Annotated in this window: 9 protein-coding genes and 7 pseudogenes; 8 read left to right on the forward strand and 8 right to left on the reverse strand. The window is 61.1% G+C overall.

Annotated features, from left to right (window positions below; translation table 11 throughout):
* Positions 1-280: 280 nt before the first annotated feature.
* Entirely contained in the window at positions 281-937 is a 657-nt protein-coding gene (locus O7A70_RS31490; protein WP_337143826.1) for a DUF433 domain-containing protein, read from the reverse strand.
* A 96-nt stretch (positions 938-1,033) separates the two neighbouring features.
* On the opposite strand from O7A70_RS31490, the pseudogene O7A70_RS31495 reads away from it, so the two are divergent.
* A pseudogene (locus O7A70_RS31495) lies at positions 1,034-1,630 on the forward strand (chromate resistance protein ChrB domain-containing protein).
* A gap of 15 nt (positions 1,631-1,645) precedes the next feature.
* Entirely contained in the window at positions 1,646-2,545 is a 900-nt protein-coding gene (locus O7A70_RS31500) for a DUF1259 domain-containing protein (protein ID WP_337143827.1), read from the forward strand.
* A gap of 241 nt (positions 2,546-2,786) precedes the next feature.
* On the opposite strand, the gene O7A70_RS31505 is transcribed toward O7A70_RS31500, so the two are convergent.
* The gene (locus tag O7A70_RS31505) at positions 2,787-3,080 is read right to left on the reverse strand and encodes a hypothetical protein (protein WP_337143828.1); all 294 of its coding nucleotides are present in this window, start codon (positions 3,078-3,080) and stop codon (positions 2,787-2,789) included.
* Positions 3,081-3,743: 663 nt separating this feature from the next.
* On the opposite strand from O7A70_RS31505, the gene O7A70_RS31510 reads away from it, so the two are divergent.
* The 5 genes and pseudogenes from O7A70_RS31510 to O7A70_RS31530 form a co-directional block, all read left to right on the forward strand.
* Complete coding sequence (locus O7A70_RS31510) at positions 3,744-4,382, forward strand: DUF2026 family protein (RefSeq protein WP_337143829.1); 639 nt, start codon at positions 3,744-3,746, stop codon at positions 4,380-4,382.
* Positions 4,383-4,597: 215 nt separating this feature from the next.
* Positions 4,598-5,164: a hypothetical protein gene (locus tag O7A70_RS31515; protein WP_337143830.1), complete on the forward strand. Its 567-nt coding sequence runs from the start codon at positions 4,598-4,600 to the stop codon at positions 5,162-5,164.
* On the forward strand, positions 5,161-5,862 hold the full coding sequence (locus O7A70_RS31520; protein ID WP_337143831.1) for a hypothetical protein: 702 nt from the start codon (positions 5,161-5,163) through the stop codon (positions 5,860-5,862). The genes O7A70_RS31515 and O7A70_RS31520 overlap by 4 nt, the downstream gene beginning before the upstream one ends.
* A gap of 164 nt (positions 5,863-6,026) precedes the next feature.
* On the forward strand, positions 6,027-7,613 hold the full coding sequence (locus tag O7A70_RS31525) for a putative bifunctional diguanylate cyclase/phosphodiesterase (RefSeq protein WP_337143832.1): 1,587 nt from the start codon (positions 6,027-6,029) through the stop codon (positions 7,611-7,613).
* 245 nt (positions 7,614-7,858) lie between these two features.
* Positions 7,859-9,392, forward strand: a pseudogene (locus O7A70_RS31530) (heavy metal translocating P-type ATPase); the annotation flags it as partial.
* Positions 9,393-9,582: 190 nt separating this feature from the next.
* Here the strand turns inward: O7A70_RS31530 and O7A70_RS34345 are convergent.
* Positions 9,583-9,882, reverse strand: a pseudogene (locus tag O7A70_RS34345) (DUF4158 domain-containing protein); the annotation flags it as partial.
* A 28-nt stretch (positions 9,883-9,910) separates the two neighbouring features.
* On the opposite strand from O7A70_RS34345, the pseudogene O7A70_RS31540 reads away from it, so the two are divergent.
* Positions 9,911-10,360: pseudogene (locus O7A70_RS31540) on the forward strand (recombinase family protein).
* Positions 10,361-10,454: 94 nt separating this feature from the next.
* On the opposite strand, the gene O7A70_RS31545 reads toward O7A70_RS31540, so the two are convergent.
* From O7A70_RS31545 to O7A70_RS34350, 5 genes and pseudogenes are all read right to left on the reverse strand, one after another.
* Positions 10,455-11,459: an NADP-dependent oxidoreductase gene (locus O7A70_RS31545; RefSeq protein ID WP_337143834.1), complete on the reverse strand. Its 1,005-nt coding sequence runs from the start codon at positions 11,457-11,459 to the stop codon at positions 10,455-10,457.
* Positions 11,460-11,802: 343 nt separating this feature from the next.
* Positions 11,803-12,372: pseudogene (gene scpB, locus O7A70_RS31550) on the reverse strand (SMC-Scp complex subunit ScpB).
* A gap of 598 nt (positions 12,373-12,970) precedes the next feature.
* Positions 12,971-13,258, reverse strand: a pseudogene (locus O7A70_RS31555) (IS110 family transposase); the annotation flags it as partial.
* Positions 13,259-13,422: 164 nt separating this feature from the next.
* Positions 13,423-15,780, reverse strand: a complete 2,358-nt coding sequence (locus O7A70_RS31560; protein WP_337143835.1) for a hypothetical protein — start codon at positions 15,778-15,780, stop codon at positions 13,423-13,425.
* A 168-nt stretch (positions 15,781-15,948) separates the two neighbouring features.
* Positions 15,949-16,933, reverse strand: a pseudogene (locus O7A70_RS34350) (IS110 family transposase); the annotation flags it as partial.
* Positions 16,934-17,056: the final 123 nt, after the last annotated feature.

Consider the following 17,056-nt stretch of genomic DNA (forward strand, 5'->3'; position numbering starts at 1 on the left):
GCTCACACCACGGTCATAACGCCTAGTCGGCCTCGGCGGACGGCAAATCGTAGCGGGTGAGGACTGCAGCGCCGTCTTCGAGTGCTTCTTCGCGCGCGTAGAGCTTCCTGAAATCGCGAGCATTATTGGTGACGAACGTGAAGTCCTCGGCAATGATGCGAGATATCAGATCCCAATCAGTCTCACCGCTTAGTGCCAGCCAATTGACGTGTCGGGCCTCACGGCCGCGCCTCCGCGACCGCAACGAGGGAGGTGTGAAGGCATTCGTCGACGAGGAACTTCACGCGGGCACGCCGGCCCTCCGCGTTGAAGGTCGAGGGTCACCCTTCAGCTTCATGCTTTTCGACGATTTGACCTTCAAGCCCTGGTCGGAGAGCTTCTTCGGCCGACCACGGGTCGGATGTGCCGCAGTCCATATTTTGGCGAGCTCGATCATCCGCGCGGTGAGGCTCGGATAGCCCTCGAGGAGATCTGCCTCATCAGCACCCTGCGCGAGCATGGCCGCGATCGCGCGAACGGGGATGCGCGTGCCTTTGAACACGGGCTCGCCACCCATAACCCCCTTGACCCGGCCAATCATGGCTTCGGCTTCATCGAGATCGCGAATGCGCGCGTTCAACTGCTTTCGGGCCTCGGCGACATCGACGATGAGCAGGTCGTCAGCTTTTACTGTCTTGGCGGCAGGCTTGGCTTTGATTGCCTCGAACAGCCGCTGACGTCGTTCAGCCGCGAGCGTGGAGCCAACGCCATACCAGAGCTTAAGGCGAAGCAGGCCCTCCCCAGTCACGGCCCGGCGCCGAACACTCTTTGCAGGTGCAACTGCGCCGCTCACCGTATCGACGATCTTCTTGTCGATCGCGTTGTGAACTGCCTTGATACCGATCTGGCTCACGGCAGCGGCTTCGGCCGGGGTATAGACGCGGGCGGCAGCGTTCATAATCATTCTCCTTTGAGAGAATAATATAGGCCGCGTTAGCCCTGGGGCAACCGCCCCGAGTTCGCTGATCAAAATTGAGAGCCCAGCGTTACGACCTTGGCGGTCTTCGCGATCATCGGCGCGACGCGTCTTGGGCGGTATCGCAGCCTGGCACGCGACCGGCGCGACCGCGAACGTCCGGAGATCGACCGGGATAGCTGTCCCTGGCTGATCGCGCGCTTCATCGATAAGGGAACCTGAGTTGCTGTTCGTGGCTCCGGACCAGGTAGTTTGGGTAGCCCAGGAACCGGCGCTACGCCCTATGATGTCGCCGGTGTTGAATTCACCCGTGTTGGGGACGGCTGCAGCTTTGACACGAAATACGAGTTGGATCGCGACCCCGCCATCGCGACGATTGCCGCGATCATGCGCGGCGCAGACACTGATAGGCACGACCTCACCCCGGCGTCGGCCGGGCTGCTGGCGGTCTCAATGGGTCTTCGAGACGTGACGCCCGACGACCATGAGGTCTTGAAGCACGGGTTCATTGTCTATGACGCCCTCTATGCCTGGGCATCGCGGCGCAAAGACCAAACACACAGCTGGCCTCCGGCGACAGCTGGCGGCCTAATCGGCGGAGTGCGTATCACGATTCCGCGAGCGCGGTGGTGTTTCGGAACGGCAGACGTTTTCCATTTGGGCAACTGGGGCTGAGCACAGGAGCAAGTCATGCATGCAAAAATCGTAGTCGGCCTCGCGCTCGGGGCCTGCCTTGGATTAGTCCAACCATCCCTTGCCGCACCTGATTGGAAGGCGGTCGCGCAAGCCCTCGGGAAATCGGGTACGGAGATGCCAGGAGGCGTCTACCGGGTCGGGCTGCCTCGTTCCGACCTGAAAGTCACTCTTGATGGTGTGGAACTCAAACCGGCCTTAGCGCTCGGGTCCTGGCTCGCATTCAAAGCCATGGGCGATCACGACGCCATGGTGATGGGCGATCTCGTGTTGACCGTACCCGAGATCGACCCGGTGATGATGAAACTGATAGAAAGCGGCATCGAGGTCACGGCCCTCCACAACCACCTGCAGAGAGCCCAACCGGAGACGATGTATATGCACGTCCTCGGGCATGGCGATCCGGAAAAGCTAGCCACGGCGCTGCATTCAGCCTTGCAGCAGAGTGCGACGCCGCTTTCTGACGCGCCGGCTAGCGCCGCCGCTGCGTCGAAGTCAATTGATCTCGATACGTCGGTCATCGACCAGGCGCTTGGCCACAAGGGCAAGGTCAATGGCGGAGTCTATCAAGTCAGCATCGCTCGCGCTGAGACCATCAAGGACGATGGCATGGAAGTGCCGGACGCAATGGGCTCCGCGATTGCCGTCAACTTCCAGCCCACCGGCAGCGGCAAGGCCGCGATCACCGGCGACTTCGTTCTGATCGCTTCTGAAGTGAATCCGGTGCTACGAGCCTTACGCGAAAGCGGGATAGAGGTAACCGCCGTGCACAACCACATGCTCGACGACCAACCGCGGCTGTTCTTCATGCATTTCTGGGCAAATGACGACGTCGGCAAGTTGGCCCAGGGGCTGAAACTCGCGCTCGATCAAGTGCATCTAAGGACGGGCAGCTGACCTTTGACACAATCCTTCAAAACTCCGAAGGGAACTATGTTGGCCGGGGCGGTGCCGGGCAGCCGAGCCACGAAAGGAACGGCGGCCGCGCTGCGGACATATACGCGGCGCGAGCCCTTCGGGATTGGTGACGGCTTTGCCGCCGTGCTCTCTCGCCCTGCCGAAACCTGACCGGAACTGGGCGAGTGACTGCCAGACCACCAATTTTCACACGCGCTTATGGGAGGCGCACCTTCTCGCGTCATTTCGCGAGCAAGGGCTGCTTGTCGAACAGCCGTTTGAATCCCCGGATTTCCATATTGCGAATCGCCTCGGCGACGAGGCCTGAGTCGAGGCCGTCACCGCCAATCCGCAGGTGCCGTACAATCACGTCAACGCGCCCTTCGCGGATGTGCCCACCGAAAGGGAGGAGATATTCTTCGGCACGGCCGCACTGCGGTTCGCCAAGACCATCGGAAACAAGCTTGAACGCCGAAACGATCAGCTTCCTCATGTCATTGGAAAACCGTTCATCCTGGCAGTCGCAGATTTTCATGCATCCGGTTCGATGATGTGGAGCCGCGAAGGCTTGATTGGCTATCTGCATGGATCAGGCGCGACCGTGGCCGAGGTGGACGGTCGACAATAAGCTGTGCCACTGCCGGCTGAGTTCCTGATTGGTCCGTCGCAATTCCCGGCGGGCCTGTTCGCCGGCGATCGCCACGCCGAACTGTCGGCTGTCGTCTTTCCAATGCCTGCTCGATCTCCAAGCTCAATCGGGTCGCGATCTCTGGCGGGGGTGCGCCTGAGGGTTATCGCTACACGAGACTGGGACATTTCTTCGACCGAACGCCCGGCGCCCTGCAGGGCATACCGTTCTGCCTCGACATCACCGGCGATGAGTATCGAGGGCTCTGGCCACACGGCTATGAGCCGTGGACGGCCGAGATCGAGGTTTTTCATAATCCCTTCGCCCGCCATCCAGTCTCTTTCGATTTGCTGCCTGAAGCGCAACATTGGTTCGAAAAGAATGGTGAATGGTTGTGCAGCTCGGTTTATGAGACGTCGATCTTGTGGTCGCAAACCTTGGTTACGGGCACGGATAAGCCGGCACCAAAGCTGCAAGACCTAGTAGCCGAGGATCGTGTCCATTTCGAAACCGACTAGACACCGATTTTGCCACCAGTGTGATTTCTGATTCCCGAAAACCTGAGGTGTTATGGGTAAGTTCCTTCTGCCACTTAGCGAATACAACCGCATCTATCAGGTGACCCATGGCGTGCTTCACGGCGTGCCAGACGCGGCCGCCGAGAAAGCATGCCTCTTCTTTGCGACCGTCGGCGGCTATGTTCTGAACCAATCCTATAAAATCAGGGCGCGGATTGTCGGCGGGGCGTTCTGTTTTTGCCTGGATGACGGCGGCGGCGAGGTTGCCACGTTCGGGAAATTGGAGGATGGGCAACTGGTGTCCGGGCCCGATGCATTCCACATGTGGCTCCAGACCGACACTCATATTATCGACTTCATGGCTCCGATCTATCGAGAGGCGTTCGCTGACCACCCGAGATCAGCCGACCTGCCACGCAGGATGATGCAACGGCGCCTGGATGAAGAAGCTCCCGACCTGGATGCCTTGGTGCACACCGGCGACTTTCGTTATTATCCTGATCCGGCTCTGACGGACCAATTGCTGGACGGTTTCCTCGCCAAGCGGTTCAACGGAGATCTGATCAAGATTGCGATGGCCTGGTACGGAAAACGGCGCGCGAGACAGGTGCCGACCTTTGCGATGCAGGACGAGAAAGGCCGCGTAACCCGGCTGTCACTTGCGACGACGGTCGCCTCGGGCTCTTGGTAATCGGCGCAGTGTCGGACCGGAGCTGAACCGCTATGCCGGTGTGCGCCGCCAAAACGCCTGCTTGTCCACTGTCCCGGGGCTGAGGACAAAGCTTGAGGACTACGGTTGCGCTACTGCACCATCCGTGACCGACCCGTTTTGCAGCCGCGAGCGTTGACTGGCAGGGCCGCGCGGTGCTAGTGTCCTCTGTCCGAGGACAGAGGACAGAACTCGTGATGAAGGGCCAGGATGTTGTCGTCCTGCTCAAGCTGGCGAGCTTGGAGGACGACGCAAAGGATATCGGTCATAAATCTCCACCGGCCGGGCTAGCCGCGGGCGAGGATTCCTATTCCGTGCGCGCTCTCGAGGTAGCACTCGGAATCAGCAAGACCGAGATCAGCGCTTCGCTCAAGCGCAGCATCGCGTCGGGCCTCGCGATCAAGGACAGGAAGACAGGTCGGCCCAAACCGAGCCGGCGCCATCTGCGCGAGTTCATCGTCCACGGTCTGAAATTCGTCTTTCCGGCGAGACCTGGCGCCGTGCAGCGCGGGTTGCCGACGGCGTTCGCCGCGCCCGTGCTGCGGGAATCCCTGCACAGCGCCGGCAATCTCATCTGCGTCTGGCCCCAAGCGCACGCAAAAGACATGGGTCAATCGGTCGATCCGCTGTTCAAAAGCGTGCCGGAGGCCTGCGAGAAAGATAAGCGGCTCTACGCCTATCTCGCCCTTATCGACGCGATCCGCATCGGTAATCAGCGCGAAAGCAAGCACGCCGCCGACCTGCTCGTACAGAAGCTGGAATGACAGTCCAGGGTCAGTTGAAAGCGATGTTGAAGACCGTCGCCGAGGCGCTCGGCGAGGAGTTGCGCGCGCGCCTGGTCTTCGTCGGCGGCTGCACGACCGCGCTCTACATCACCGACCCCATCGTTCTCGAAGGGGTGAGATCGACCGACGATGTCGACCTGATCGTCGATCTCGCTGGCTTTGCAGAATGGGTTGAGCTGACGGAGCGCTTGCGCGCACGCGGCTTTACCGAGGCGGCTGACGATACCGTCATCTGCCGTATGAAACTCGGCGAGCTCAAGGTCGACTTCATGCCGGACGACGAGGCGATTCTCGGGTTTAGTAATCGCTGGTACGCAAAGGGGATCGCGACGGCCGTACCAGAACAGCTGGAGGAGGCGCTCGAGATCCGGCGCCTTACGCCGCAGCTGTTTGTCGCGACCAAGTTGGAGGCGTACCGCGGACGCGGCGAAGGCGATCTCATCGGCAGCCGCGATGCCGAGGACATTCTCCTTCTGGTCGATGGGCGGGAGGAGCTCGTCGAGGAGATCGCGAGCGGCGAGCCGGAGATCCGGGTCTACATCGCCGAACAGATTGCGGCGCTGCTTGACGATCCGAACTTCGACCATTTCCTGGAAGGAAATATTCGCGGACCGGCGGGCCGTGTCGACATCGTTTACGAGCGGCTGATCACGATCAGCACCCTGGATACGCACTGACATGACCTTGCAAATTGGCATTGCCGGCATGGGGCGCGGACGGCCGACAACCGAGACCATGCAGGTATAGGCATCCGCGGCGCCGTCCTGGCCGTCGCCGATAAGTAAGAGTTTAGCATTTGGACGGAACTTTTAGTTAGTACATTAGCGTAAGCTTTCCTTTCATGTGGAAAAACGCCAGAGCAATTTTCGATGGCAGCCTGGACTGCGAGCCGGCGCGGCTAACGCTAATTCAGTCCATTCTGGTGATTATTCTCGCAACCGCAATGGCAGCCGGTTTATATGTTGTCATTGGGATTTACTATCCGACTATTTGGTACCAGATTTTTGCCGCACTATTTATTTCGGCCATATTGGCGCCGATTTTTCTCTATCCAACATATCGGACTTCATATCGGCTGCGCCTTGCCAATAGCGTGATCAGGCACCAAGCCCTCACCGACCACCTGACAAAACTGCCGAACTCGTTCGCACTTTCAGAAGAACTGCAGGCGCGCATGGTTCCACATCGACAGCAGCGAGGCTTTGCCGTCCACTTTTTTGACATCGACAGGTTCAAACAGGTCAATGATTCCCTTGGTCACGACTTCGGCAACGCGGTGTTGAACGCGGTTGGGGCCAATCTTCGAGACCTCATCGGTGCCAGCGACTTTGTTGCGCGATTCGGAGGCGACGAATTCGTCGTTGTGCAAAGCGAGGTCTCGGTGGAATCCGAGGCCGTTGACTTTGCGCTGCGGATCAGAAATGCAGTGTCCAGGTCTTACGAGTTGGATAGCCAGCACGTTGTTGTCAACGTCACTGTGGGATCGGCGATAGCGCCGCTTCACGGAAGTGATGCCAGCCAAATCCTCAAGGCCGCGGACTTGGCTCTCTACAAGGCAAAAGCCAGAGGCACATTTGGTGAACTGTTCATCCCGCAGATGGCAATGATTGCGAGCAGGCGCAGAGACCTGGAAGTCGCGCTATCGACTGCCATTTCAGACAGGCAATTGTCTCTTCTGTTTCAGCCGATCGTTCAAAGAGCGCACCCAGCGCGCATTCAGTCCGTCGAGGCATTGCTCCGGTGGACGTTGCCTGATGGCACGACGATTACCCCTAGCGAATTCATCCCTATTGCCGAACGCACGGGCACCATTGTGGAAATAGGAGAGTGGGTGCTCCAACAAGCATGCCTCGCATGCCGGGACTGGCCTGCCCATGTGCGCGTCGCCGTCAATGTGTCTCCAGTTCAGTTCTTTCGCAGTGAGATCGAGTCCGTGGTCAACCGGACCTTGGCTGACATCCAATTGGATCCCCATAGACTCGACCTCGAGATCACGGAATCGGTCCTTATAAGTGATACGACCTTCATCAATCCGATCCTGAACGAATTACGCCGGAGTGGCATCCGGATTGCCCTCGACGACTTCGGTTCCGGTTATTGCGGGCTACATTACTTGCGCCAGTTCACGATCGACAAGATCAAAGTAGACAAAACGATCATCGATGACGCGTGTGCCAATGAAAAGGCCCTGAACATCCTTCGGGGGGTCTCTAAAATAGCTGCTGAGATCGGTGTGACCGTTACTGTCGAAGGGGTAGATAGCCACGAGAAGGCCGCGCTATTGAACCAAGAGAGGTGTGCCGACGAAGTGCAGGGGTTCTTTTACAGCCGGCCGGTACCTGCCGACGTTGTCTCATCAATGCTTCGGCGCGGGCAGCAGAACAGTTCGGGCATAGAGACGGTGCTCGCGCTGAAGCGGTCGGAATAGGGCCCCTGTGTGGATGTTCTCCGCATCGACTGCAGCGACTTCGCGCCTGGCTGCGAAGATGGAGAATCCAGCCTGCCGGGCGTTGGCTTGAGGGGCCTTAAAGAATTCTGTTTGGGTCCCGCCAGCGGAGTTGCCCACGGATCGCGATAGATCATGGTGACACCCTGTCTTTGATCCGATGCTTCTGGGGGGAACGATCGGGCATGAAATATGTTTTGCTGATTATATCCTGCGTTCTGAGGACGAAGACGGCGCTGGTCGAGCGCGACGGCCAGACGGAGCAGGTGCCCGCCGACAGCCTGGCCGTCGGCTCGACCATCCTTGTTCGGCCCGGCGACCGCGTCCCGGCCGACGGGGTGGTGATCTCGGGCGAGAGCTCGGTCGATGAAGCGCCGGTCACGGGGAGAGCACGCCGGTCCACAAGGCGCCGGAGTCCACCGTGTTCGCGGGCACCGTCAACGGTGAGGCCGCGCTGCGCATCCGCGCCACGGCGGCCGCGTCCGACAACACCATCGCGCGCGTCGTGCGGCTGGTTGAGGAGGCGCAGGAAGCAAGAGCCCCGACCGAGCGCTTCATCGACCGCTTCTCCCGGTACTACACGCCTGGCGCCGTCGTTGTCGCGGCCCTGATCGCCGTCATGCCTGCGCTTGTTGGGGGAGCCGCCTGGAGCGAGTGGATCTATAAAGGACTTGCCATCCTGCTGATCGGCTGCCCCTGCGCGCTCGTGATATCCACGCCGGCGGCAATCGCGGCGTCGCTGTCGGCCGCGGCCCGACGCGGGCTGTTGCTCAAGGGCGGTGCCGTTCTGGAGAACCTCCGAAGGGTGACCGCGGTGGCGCTCGACAAGACGGGCACGCTGACCGAGGGAAGGCCGCGCGTGACCGACATCATCGGTTTGATCATCCGGAGAGGGAGGTGCTGCGGCTCGCGGCGGCGCTCGAGGCCAGCTCCAATCATCCCCTCGCAAAGGCAATTCTGGACCGGGCGGCCGGGGACAACGTTGCGATCCCCCAGATCGTCGACGCAAGAGCGATCGGCGGCAAGGGGGTGACCGGCACCGTCGAGGGCTTCGAGGCGTTCCTCGGCTCGCCGGCGGCGGCCGGCGAGCGTGCTCCGCTGTCCGTCGACCAAATGGCGCGGATCGCCGCCTTCAACGATGAAGGGAAGACCGTTTCGGTGCTGCTCGTTGGCGGCAGTGCCGCCGGGGCCCTCGCCATGCGCGACGAACCGCGCGACGACGCCCGGTCGGGCCTCAAGCGTCTGACGGAGGCCGGCATCAGGACCGTGATGCTCACTGGCGACAACCAGCGCACGGCCGAGGCGATCGGCAACGAGCTTGGGATCGAGGCCCGCGCTGAGCTGCTTCCCGAGCACAAGCAGCGGATTGTCGGCGAGATGCAAAAGCAGGGCCTGTTCGTCGCCAAGGTGGGCGACGGCATCAACGACGCGCCGGCGCTGGCGGCGGCCGACATCGGCATTGCCATGGGCGGCGGCACGGATGTGGCGCTAGAGACGGCCGATGCGACTGTGCTGCGCGGCCGGATCGGCGATGTCGCTGACCTGATCGCCCTGTCGAAACGCACCATGGCCAACATCCGGCAGAACATTGCGATCGCGCTCGGGCTCAAGGCGGCCTTCCTGGTGACGACGATCCTCGGCATCACCGGCCTGTGGCCGGCGATTCTGGCTGATACCGGGGCAACGGTCCTGGTGACGATGAATGCGCTCAGGCTTCTGCGACCCGGCAGGGTGACTCTTCCGGCGCGCCAACGCATGTAAGAGTCGGTCGCCGCTATGGTCGCCGGCCAGATAACCCATGGCCACTGAACCGTAGGCGAGACTCCCGACGGGACTGTCTTCAGTGAGTCGAGGCGTCAGCCACCGCGCCAGTCGAGACCACATGACGCAAGGAGCGCCTTTCCAGGCGCTCCTTGCGCCGGGCGAGCTTCAGCCTGCCGGGCATCCGGTCGTGTTCCAGCCGGGTCGGCTCTCGCCTCGCATAGGAGCTGAAGCTTTCCGGATCGACCTCGGAAATATAGTTGAGCATTGCCGGCGGCGGTGATTCATTCGCCATAAGCGTCCTGCCCGGATATCGCAGCATGCAAAGCTGGGCAACAAAGCCGAACTGGCTATGTTTGCGCCTCCAGACTGCGATCTCCAGCCGATCGGCCGGAGACAGAGTATAGTGGCGGATCAGGCTGTCTTCACCGGTCGGCACGCCGAACAGTTCCTGCCGATCCTGAATCTTGAGGAGCTTCCGCCGAGCCATTTCTTTACTCCATGCAAACATCGCGCCGATGGCCTCTAGCGAGGCGGCCGGTTTCCACATCGAGCCACGCCGGATCGCTACTGAAACGGTCTCTGGCAGTGTCGCGATTGCGCAGCGCCGGGGCTTCACCCGGCTCATGGACAAGCTCGAAGCCGGCGAGGTGCTCATCGTGACAAAGCTCGACCGCTTGGTCGGGACGCTATCGATGTGAGCAGTAGGGAAACTGGAGGAATTGGGTGTCCGGGTTCACTGCCTCGCTCTGGGCGGTGTCGATCTCGCAAGCTCCGCGGGCAAGATGCCCATGAACATCATCAACGCCGTCGCTCAGTTCGAGCGCGACCTTCTTATCGAACGCACGCAGTCCGGCCTTAAGCGGGCAAAGTCGGAAGGAAAGGCAGGCCCTCGCCGCTGGCCGCCTGATCAGGGTGTTGCCCGGTTGGGATCTTGCGCCTTACGATGTGGCGCTGATCTTTCCTGATCGGAAAAACCAGTCCAAAGCTCAGACCGTATTCCGCGACTATGTCGATGCCTATGACTTCTCCCCATTGGGGCGTGCGCTCGCCTGACGCCGGCTACAGCTTTACCAGCTGCTTGCCGAAGTTCTCGCCCTTGAGCATGCGGATGAAGGCTTGAGGCGCTGTCTCAATGCCTTCCGAAACGTCCTCGCGGATTTCCAGCGAGCCCTGTTTGTACCATTCGCTGAGCTGCGCCTTTGCGGTTCCATAGGCGGCTTCAAAGTCATCCAGCAAAAAACCCTCGATACGGACACGTGACACCAGGATGCGGCGCAGATACCTGGGACCGATATCAGGCTGGTCGAAACGGTCCGCCAACGCCACGGTGCCGACGACGACGATGCGACCAAACAGATTGATATTCAACAGGGCCGCATCATGGATCGGCCCGGCCGTATTGTCCATGAACACATCCACGCCATTCGGGCAGGCGGCGGCGACTGCCTTGGTCAGATCCTGCGCCGTCCTATGATTGATGCCGGTCCGGTAGCCGATACTCTTGCACCATTCAACTTTCGCGTCACTTCCCACCACGGCCACCGGATCGAGGCCCTTGATGCGAGCGATCTGGCCGGCGATTTGGCCCACCGCTCCGGAAGCGGCCGAGATTAAAACGGTCTCGCCCTGCTTCGGCCGGCCGACATCCAGCAGCGCGAAATAAGCAGTCAGCCCCGGCATGCCGAGGGGGCCAAGCAACGTTTGTACCGGAACATCGTTTGGGTCGAGCACGGTGGCTGTCTTGGCGGCAATTGTCGTGAAAGGTTGCCAGGCGAAATCGTCAGCCAGGATTATGTCACCGGCTTTGAAGCCCGGCGCCTCCGCGGCCACCACCTCCCCGACGCCACCCCCTTGCATCAGGTCGCCGATCCGTAGACCCGCCGCGTAGTTTTTTGCCGGACTGAGCCGGGCGCGCATATACGGATCAACCGACAGCCAAAGTGTTCTGACGAGCAGTTCGCCGGGGCGTGGAACCGGCACTGGCCGATCTTCCAACGTGAAATCGTCGAGAGCGGGCATGCCGGCCGGAAAGTGCTTGAGAAGCCAGGAGGGGTTCGAGGTCATGTCGCGTCCCTAAGGTTCGAGCGGGGTTCGCATTGGAATAAACGCCCCGGGGAAGGCCTTAAACCCTTCTTCTTGGAACTGACCGTCCGATTTTATGGACAATGTAGGTGGCCGGAAGGGTTTCGCATGGTCGGCGCGCCGCGCATTTGTGACGACTAACATCGCCTCGCCCGGCATTCGTAGCCGCAAACGAAGAAGCAGACCAACGAAAAGCAACGGTGCCGTTCTTGTTGTTTGTGGATCTGCCGCTTGGTTTCCGACTGCGACTGACCTGCCGCGCGGACAGGAGACTGACAAATCACGGCCGGCCGGGCGGGCGGTCGCGGCATCGGCAGAGCGCCTGCTATTCCTCCATTTCCACTCCGCCGTCCTCTTGGCCGCCAGCCAACTCTGGCATGATGTCGCCCGCCAGCAGCTTCTCCTTGCTGAGCAGTCCGGCATCCTCGAGCGCCTCGAAATCGGACAGGTCGCGCAGCGTATCGAGGCCGAACTCGAGCAGGAACTCTTTCGTCGTGACATAGGTGTAGGGCGCGCCGGGCGGTCGGGCTGCGCGGACCGGACACGATCAGGCTGGCGCCGCGCAGCTGGCCGATCAGGTCGCGAGAAACCTCCTTGCCGAAGAAAGACGACAGCTCTCCACGCGTGATCGGTTGGAAATAGGCGATGCACATCAGTACCACTTCCGCCTGCGTCAGGTGCACGGCCTTCTCGTTGCCGACAGCGCGGATGGGGTCGGCATAGCTGCTTCCAGCCGCCGGCGACGGCGACCAGGTTATAAGGGCGGCCGCGCAGTTCCTCGCGCAAAATCATCGATCAAACGATCGATGCTGCAGCTTCTTCCCACGATGCGGGCAAGCGTTTCGCGGCAGACCGGCTCGCTGGCCGCGAAGATTGTCGCCTCGGCGCGATTCATCCGCTCGCGCCAGCGCGCCTCCGGAGGCAGTTGATCGAGCTCCCGATCAAAGAGGCCTTCGCCTCCGTTTCTTCGAAGCCGCCATCGGCGCTAGAGCCGTAAATACGAAACCGGACAGCTCGCGCACGGCGCCGAGCTCGACCAGCCGGTCGAGCAGCAGGCCGCAGGCCGCGTTCGCTCATGCCGGTCTTTTTATCCCGACGCGAGGCGACGAGCGCACATTCGTTTCGGCTGTTGCTGGCGCCATCCAGGATGTCAGCATCTTTCGTCTTTAACTTGGAAAAGGTCCAATGAGGATCGATTTTGAGCAGACAAGCGGCGTGACCCATCGAAGGGGGATATTGAAATGCCTGCATCGAAGAAGCCCCGAAAGAAGGCAACGGCAAAATCCAAGAAGCCGGAAAATGACGATGCTCTGCCTCCGATACCGGACCCGGCGCGGCATGGAGGGGTTGATGGCAGGTCTTTCGGCGGACAGCGTGGGAGCGACCCGGCTGATGCCGCGCAAGACATTATGTGCGAGGCTTGGGAAGCGACCGGTCGCTTCAAGCGTATCGCGCTGAGCAACATTCCAGCAGCCTGTTCGGCCTGTGTTTTACGGAACATTGCGCATGGTCGGCCGCGTGACTGCCTCGCAGATAGCTTCGGCGTCTGTAGCATCAGTTTTGTTGCGTTTGAGGTAGGCCTTCACGCCGGTGGCATCAGCCGAACCGTATGCCACAGGGCCAGGATTTCCCAAGCCCAATAATGCGCTGCGAAAGAAGTCCAGCACCTGCGACCGACGCAGTGCACGACGAACAATCACGGTTCCTTCTTCGTCGGCTATGCCATGAACCTGAAAAACGGATTTGGCCAGATCGAGCCCGCCTGTGGTAATCTTCTCCATGGAGCGGTCCTTCCTCTTTGTGGCGTTTCAACACGACCACGTCAGGCATTCGTTGCCCTTTGAGAAGGCCGTTCCACCTCATCAGCTTCGGGCCGATTAGGCCATGCCGGGCATCAGCACCTCTTCGTCAAGAGGGCTGTTCTGCTTTACCCCAGCCATAGCACTCAACGCCCTGCGGAGCGCTCTCTGCTTCTGACGGAAGCGATTAGGTCCGCTCGGGCTTGATCGGAGGCTTGGCTGATGGACGTTGTGGTTGCTTCGCTCAGCTGCCGCCCCATGGCGAGGCTTGGCGGATTATCAGTCCTCTGCCTCTTCGCCGGTATCAACAGCGCTGTGTAATGTTCGTTGTTGATGATCATGCCCCCGCTGCTCACGAGGTTGCTCCTGTCAAGTGTACTCGTCAGCTCGTCCTGGGCCTCGCGCGTCTTGCCCAAGTGCCGTTCAAACGGCGCTGGCGCGATTTGTCGGGCTTGCTGCTCTTGCAAGACGGCGTGTTGCACCTGCGACCCAGCTGGCAAAAAAGCTTCCGCGGGGATTGCGGCAGGCTCGTGCGGAAGGCGCTCCTCCCTCAGTCGGTTTTGCAGCGCCTGCCGGTCGGCGGCGAGGTAGTTGAGGTGCAGCGGCAGCTGCTGGTCTGGCCACTCTTCGTTGGCCAATCGACGAACCAGCTCGCGCGTGCCGTCCACCACGAAGACGCCGCAATCAACAACGTTGTTCTGCCGCGCCATGGCGGGTGTCACCAGGGTGGTCGCGTCCAGTCTTGCTGCAAGCTCTCGTGCAAGCGCGTGGTTGTATCCCTGTCCGTTTTGCTGGATGGAATCGTAGTGATAGGCCACCGCTTTTTTCGGGTCGCGGCGATCAACGAGCAGCAGCGACCAATGATCGACGCGTTTAGGATCCGGCGCCGGATCCATAGGATCGGCACTGTTCACTGGCAGGAACACGAAGTCGGCTGGGGCGCCGTTTTGATGATAGATGGACGGCAACCTACCTTGCACGTCCACGTCGTGACGGCGCAGGTGATGGGAGACGATCGCATCCACCAGCCGCGTTCGGGCGGCGAGCGCTGGATGGGCCTCCTGCAGGTCCTGCTCCAGCAACCGGTAATCCCTGTGGATATGGGCGTCGCTCAGCAGTTCGTCGGCGCCGAGCACCGCCCCCTCAGGGAGGTTGGACGAGCCTGACGGAAAAGCTCCGATCTGAGCATCGGAGGAGGTGGTCAGATAGACCAACGGAACACCGCGATAGGTGTCTGACAGCCTGGCGGTCGCTGGCGAGGCGGGTTCTGGAGCCCTTAATTTGCGAGGACTATGACCATAGCGAACACGGGTGCTTGAGGCCAACCTGCTGTCACTGGCCACTTGTTCTAAGACATGCGCGTCTGAGGGCGCGGGCCGCCCGGCAGTAGCTGAATCGCCCCGCTCATGATACGCACGGAGGACGTTCAACGCCTTCTTCATGGCATTGTCTTTAGGAAAGAAAGCATCGACGTGATCGACCATGGATTGGTGATTTTTTAGATCAACCGCTTGGCCACGAGCGCCGAGATCATTCGCCAATCGGCAAAGTGCATTCCTGTAGTTACGGACCGTTTCCTCGCTATAGTGTTTCCGAGCCGCACCGTGAGTGATCGCCTGATCAATAAGGCCCCGGTGTTCGGCGGACAGATCGGGATAGAAGGCTGAATAGCCCGGGCTCTCATAATACGCACGGAGGACGTTCAACGCCGGCTTCATCAGAAGGCTTTTCGGAAAGAAAGCATCGACATGACCGACCAGGGATTGGTGATTTTTTAGATCAACCGCTTGGCCACGAGCGCCGCGATCATTCGCCAATTGGCAAAGTGCATTCCTGTAGCTACGGGCCGTTTTGTCGCTATAGTGTTTCCGAGCCGCAACCTGAGTGATCGCCTGATCAATAAAGTCCCGGTGTTCGCCGGACAGATGGGGATAGCGAGCATTATGGGCGCCACTCGCGACAGGAGCCGGATCGGATCGGCGCGCCTCGGCCACGTGCTGCTCAACTTGCCGGGCCTGGCCCGCATCCGGCAAGAGGCCATCGCGGTCCAAAGAAGAGAGCATCGCGTCTGGGATACGTTGAGCCCCATGGGCGAAGCCTCTGGGGCCGGCGAATGAGACGTTTATGGCATCCTTGATCGCAGAGGCGGCTTGATCATCCTGCCGTCGCTGAAGCACCTCGCGAAACCCCTGTTCCAGTCGCAGAAGCTCCTCTGGATTGGTTGGCGGCTCGTCGGCTCGATCATCGAACAGCGGCCGGAGCGCCTCGGGAACCCCGTCTGATCTGGGGGACGGGGCAGCCCGGCGGCCGGGCTCGTGAGAGCCGCCTGAAGAAACTGGCTCCGCATCGCGAACCCGTTGCAACGGATCGGCTCGGCGCGCCTCGGCCACGTGGCTCTGAAAGCCCAGTTGCCCGACCTGGCCAGCTTGCCCCTCTTCCAAGCCGGCGTCCTGCACCTGCCCCAAAGCTGTTACACGGAATGGATTGCCATTTCGCGGGTCCACGTGAGCCTCACATCAAAATTCATCTGAGCGAGCCTACTCCGGCAAACTTTTAGGTTGCAACCGTGTCCGACTGTTAGGTTGCAACCGTAACCGATTCGGTCGGACAACACACGGACGACCACGTGGCAAAGAGCGGTGCACGAGGATGAGAGTGCCGCCACGCAGCCGTTATAGTCGTTCCTCCTTTGTGGCGTCCGTGCGCCGCGTCGGCCCGCGTGGCCGCCAATGCTGAACCATCAGCTCGTAGGCACGCTCGGCATTCTCGGCCGCGGCTTTCTCGCTGTTTCGCAACTCCTTCACGTTGTAGGCATAAGCCGAACCGCGGCGACCGACACCGCGCTCGCCCGGCGCGCCAGCCTTGAGAGCGAGCTGCCTCTGCTTTGCCGCCACCAGCGCCGGGCGAACCCAGAAGTAGTCCTGCTCCTTCGTCAGCAGATGCCAGATCAACACCGCGAGCTTGCGCGCGACCGCCACGGCTGCGACCTGATGGCCACGCTTGTTGCGGATGCGTAGAAAGAAGGCCCTGAGCGGCACGGGCGCCTTCGCCGCCGCCCAGGCGCCTCGACCAGCATGGCGCGGGCATAGGAGCGCCCGTGCTTGATGATCCGGCCGTACTGCGCCAGGCCAAGACCGGATTGGCGCACACGCGGATTGGGCCGAAGTAGCTCACCAGCTTTTGCGGTTCGCTGAAGCGCCTGATGTCGCCGACCGCCGCGATGATGCCGGTGGCAACGGTTCCGTTGACGCCGGTGATCGTCTGGAGGCGACGGACCTGCACATCGTCAACCGCCTCCCGGGCAATATCACCGTCCAGGTCGGCCAGATCCTCGGCCAGGCGATCAATCTCGCGGATGTGGCGGGCGATAGCGGCCCGCTCGTCGTCGGGAAGCACCTGCCGCTCGAGCCAGGTGCGACCCCTACGGTTGAACAGATCGGCATGCGGGCACTTCGGCACGAGGTGCGCCTGCAGGATGCCATGCACCTCGTTCTTCACTCGCGTGCGATGCCGCACAACCTGGTTGCGCCGCGCGACGAGGCGGCGAAGTCGCTCAGTCCGCTCATCGGGAACCCAGACCTCCGGCAGAACGCCGCTGGCGTGAAGTTGCGCTAGAACGCCGGCATCCATCTTGTCGGTCTTGACCCTGGCATGGGACTGTCAGGAATTCTGTGCGCGAGGCCGGTTTTCGTCACTGGCTGACGAACCTTTCGCCGAACACGACGGCGAACTGGGTCTTGGCCTCGAACCACTCGCGCGGCGGTCGCTTCCACTCCTCGG

Origin of the sequence: Mesorhizobium sp. Cs1299R1N1, assembly GCF_037179655.1 — a bacterium.
GTDB lineage: Bacteria > Pseudomonadota > Alphaproteobacteria > Rhizobiales > Rhizobiaceae > Mesorhizobium > Mesorhizobium salmacidum.

Excerpts from the sequence above, each read along its gene's own strand:
- O7A70_RS31490 (WP_337143826.1), bottom strand. The coding sequence starts at position 937 with ATGAACGCTGCCGCCCGCGTCTATACCCCGGCCGAAGCCGCTGCCGTG.
- O7A70_RS31525 (WP_337143832.1), top strand. The coding sequence starts at position 6,027 with ATGTGGAAAAACGCCAGAGCAATTTTCGATGGCAGCCTGGACTGCGAG.
- O7A70_RS31545 (WP_337143834.1), bottom strand. The coding sequence starts at position 11,459 with ATGACCTCGAACCCCTCCTGGCTTCTCAAGCACTTTCCGGCCGGCATG.
- O7A70_RS31505 (WP_337143828.1), bottom strand. The coding sequence starts at position 3,080 with ATGAAAATCTGCGACTGCCAGGATGAACGGTTTTCCAATGACATGAGG.
- O7A70_RS31510 (WP_337143829.1), top strand. The coding sequence starts at position 3,744 with ATGGGTAAGTTCCTTCTGCCACTTAGCGAATACAACCGCATCTATCAG.
- O7A70_RS31520 (WP_337143831.1), top strand. The coding sequence starts at position 5,161 with ATGACAGTCCAGGGTCAGTTGAAAGCGATGTTGAAGACCGTCGCCGAG.
- O7A70_RS31515 (WP_337143830.1), top strand. The coding sequence starts at position 4,598 with ATGAAGGGCCAGGATGTTGTCGTCCTGCTCAAGCTGGCGAGCTTGGAG.
- O7A70_RS31500 (WP_337143827.1), top strand. The coding sequence starts at position 1,646 with ATGCATGCAAAAATCGTAGTCGGCCTCGCGCTCGGGGCCTGCCTTGGA.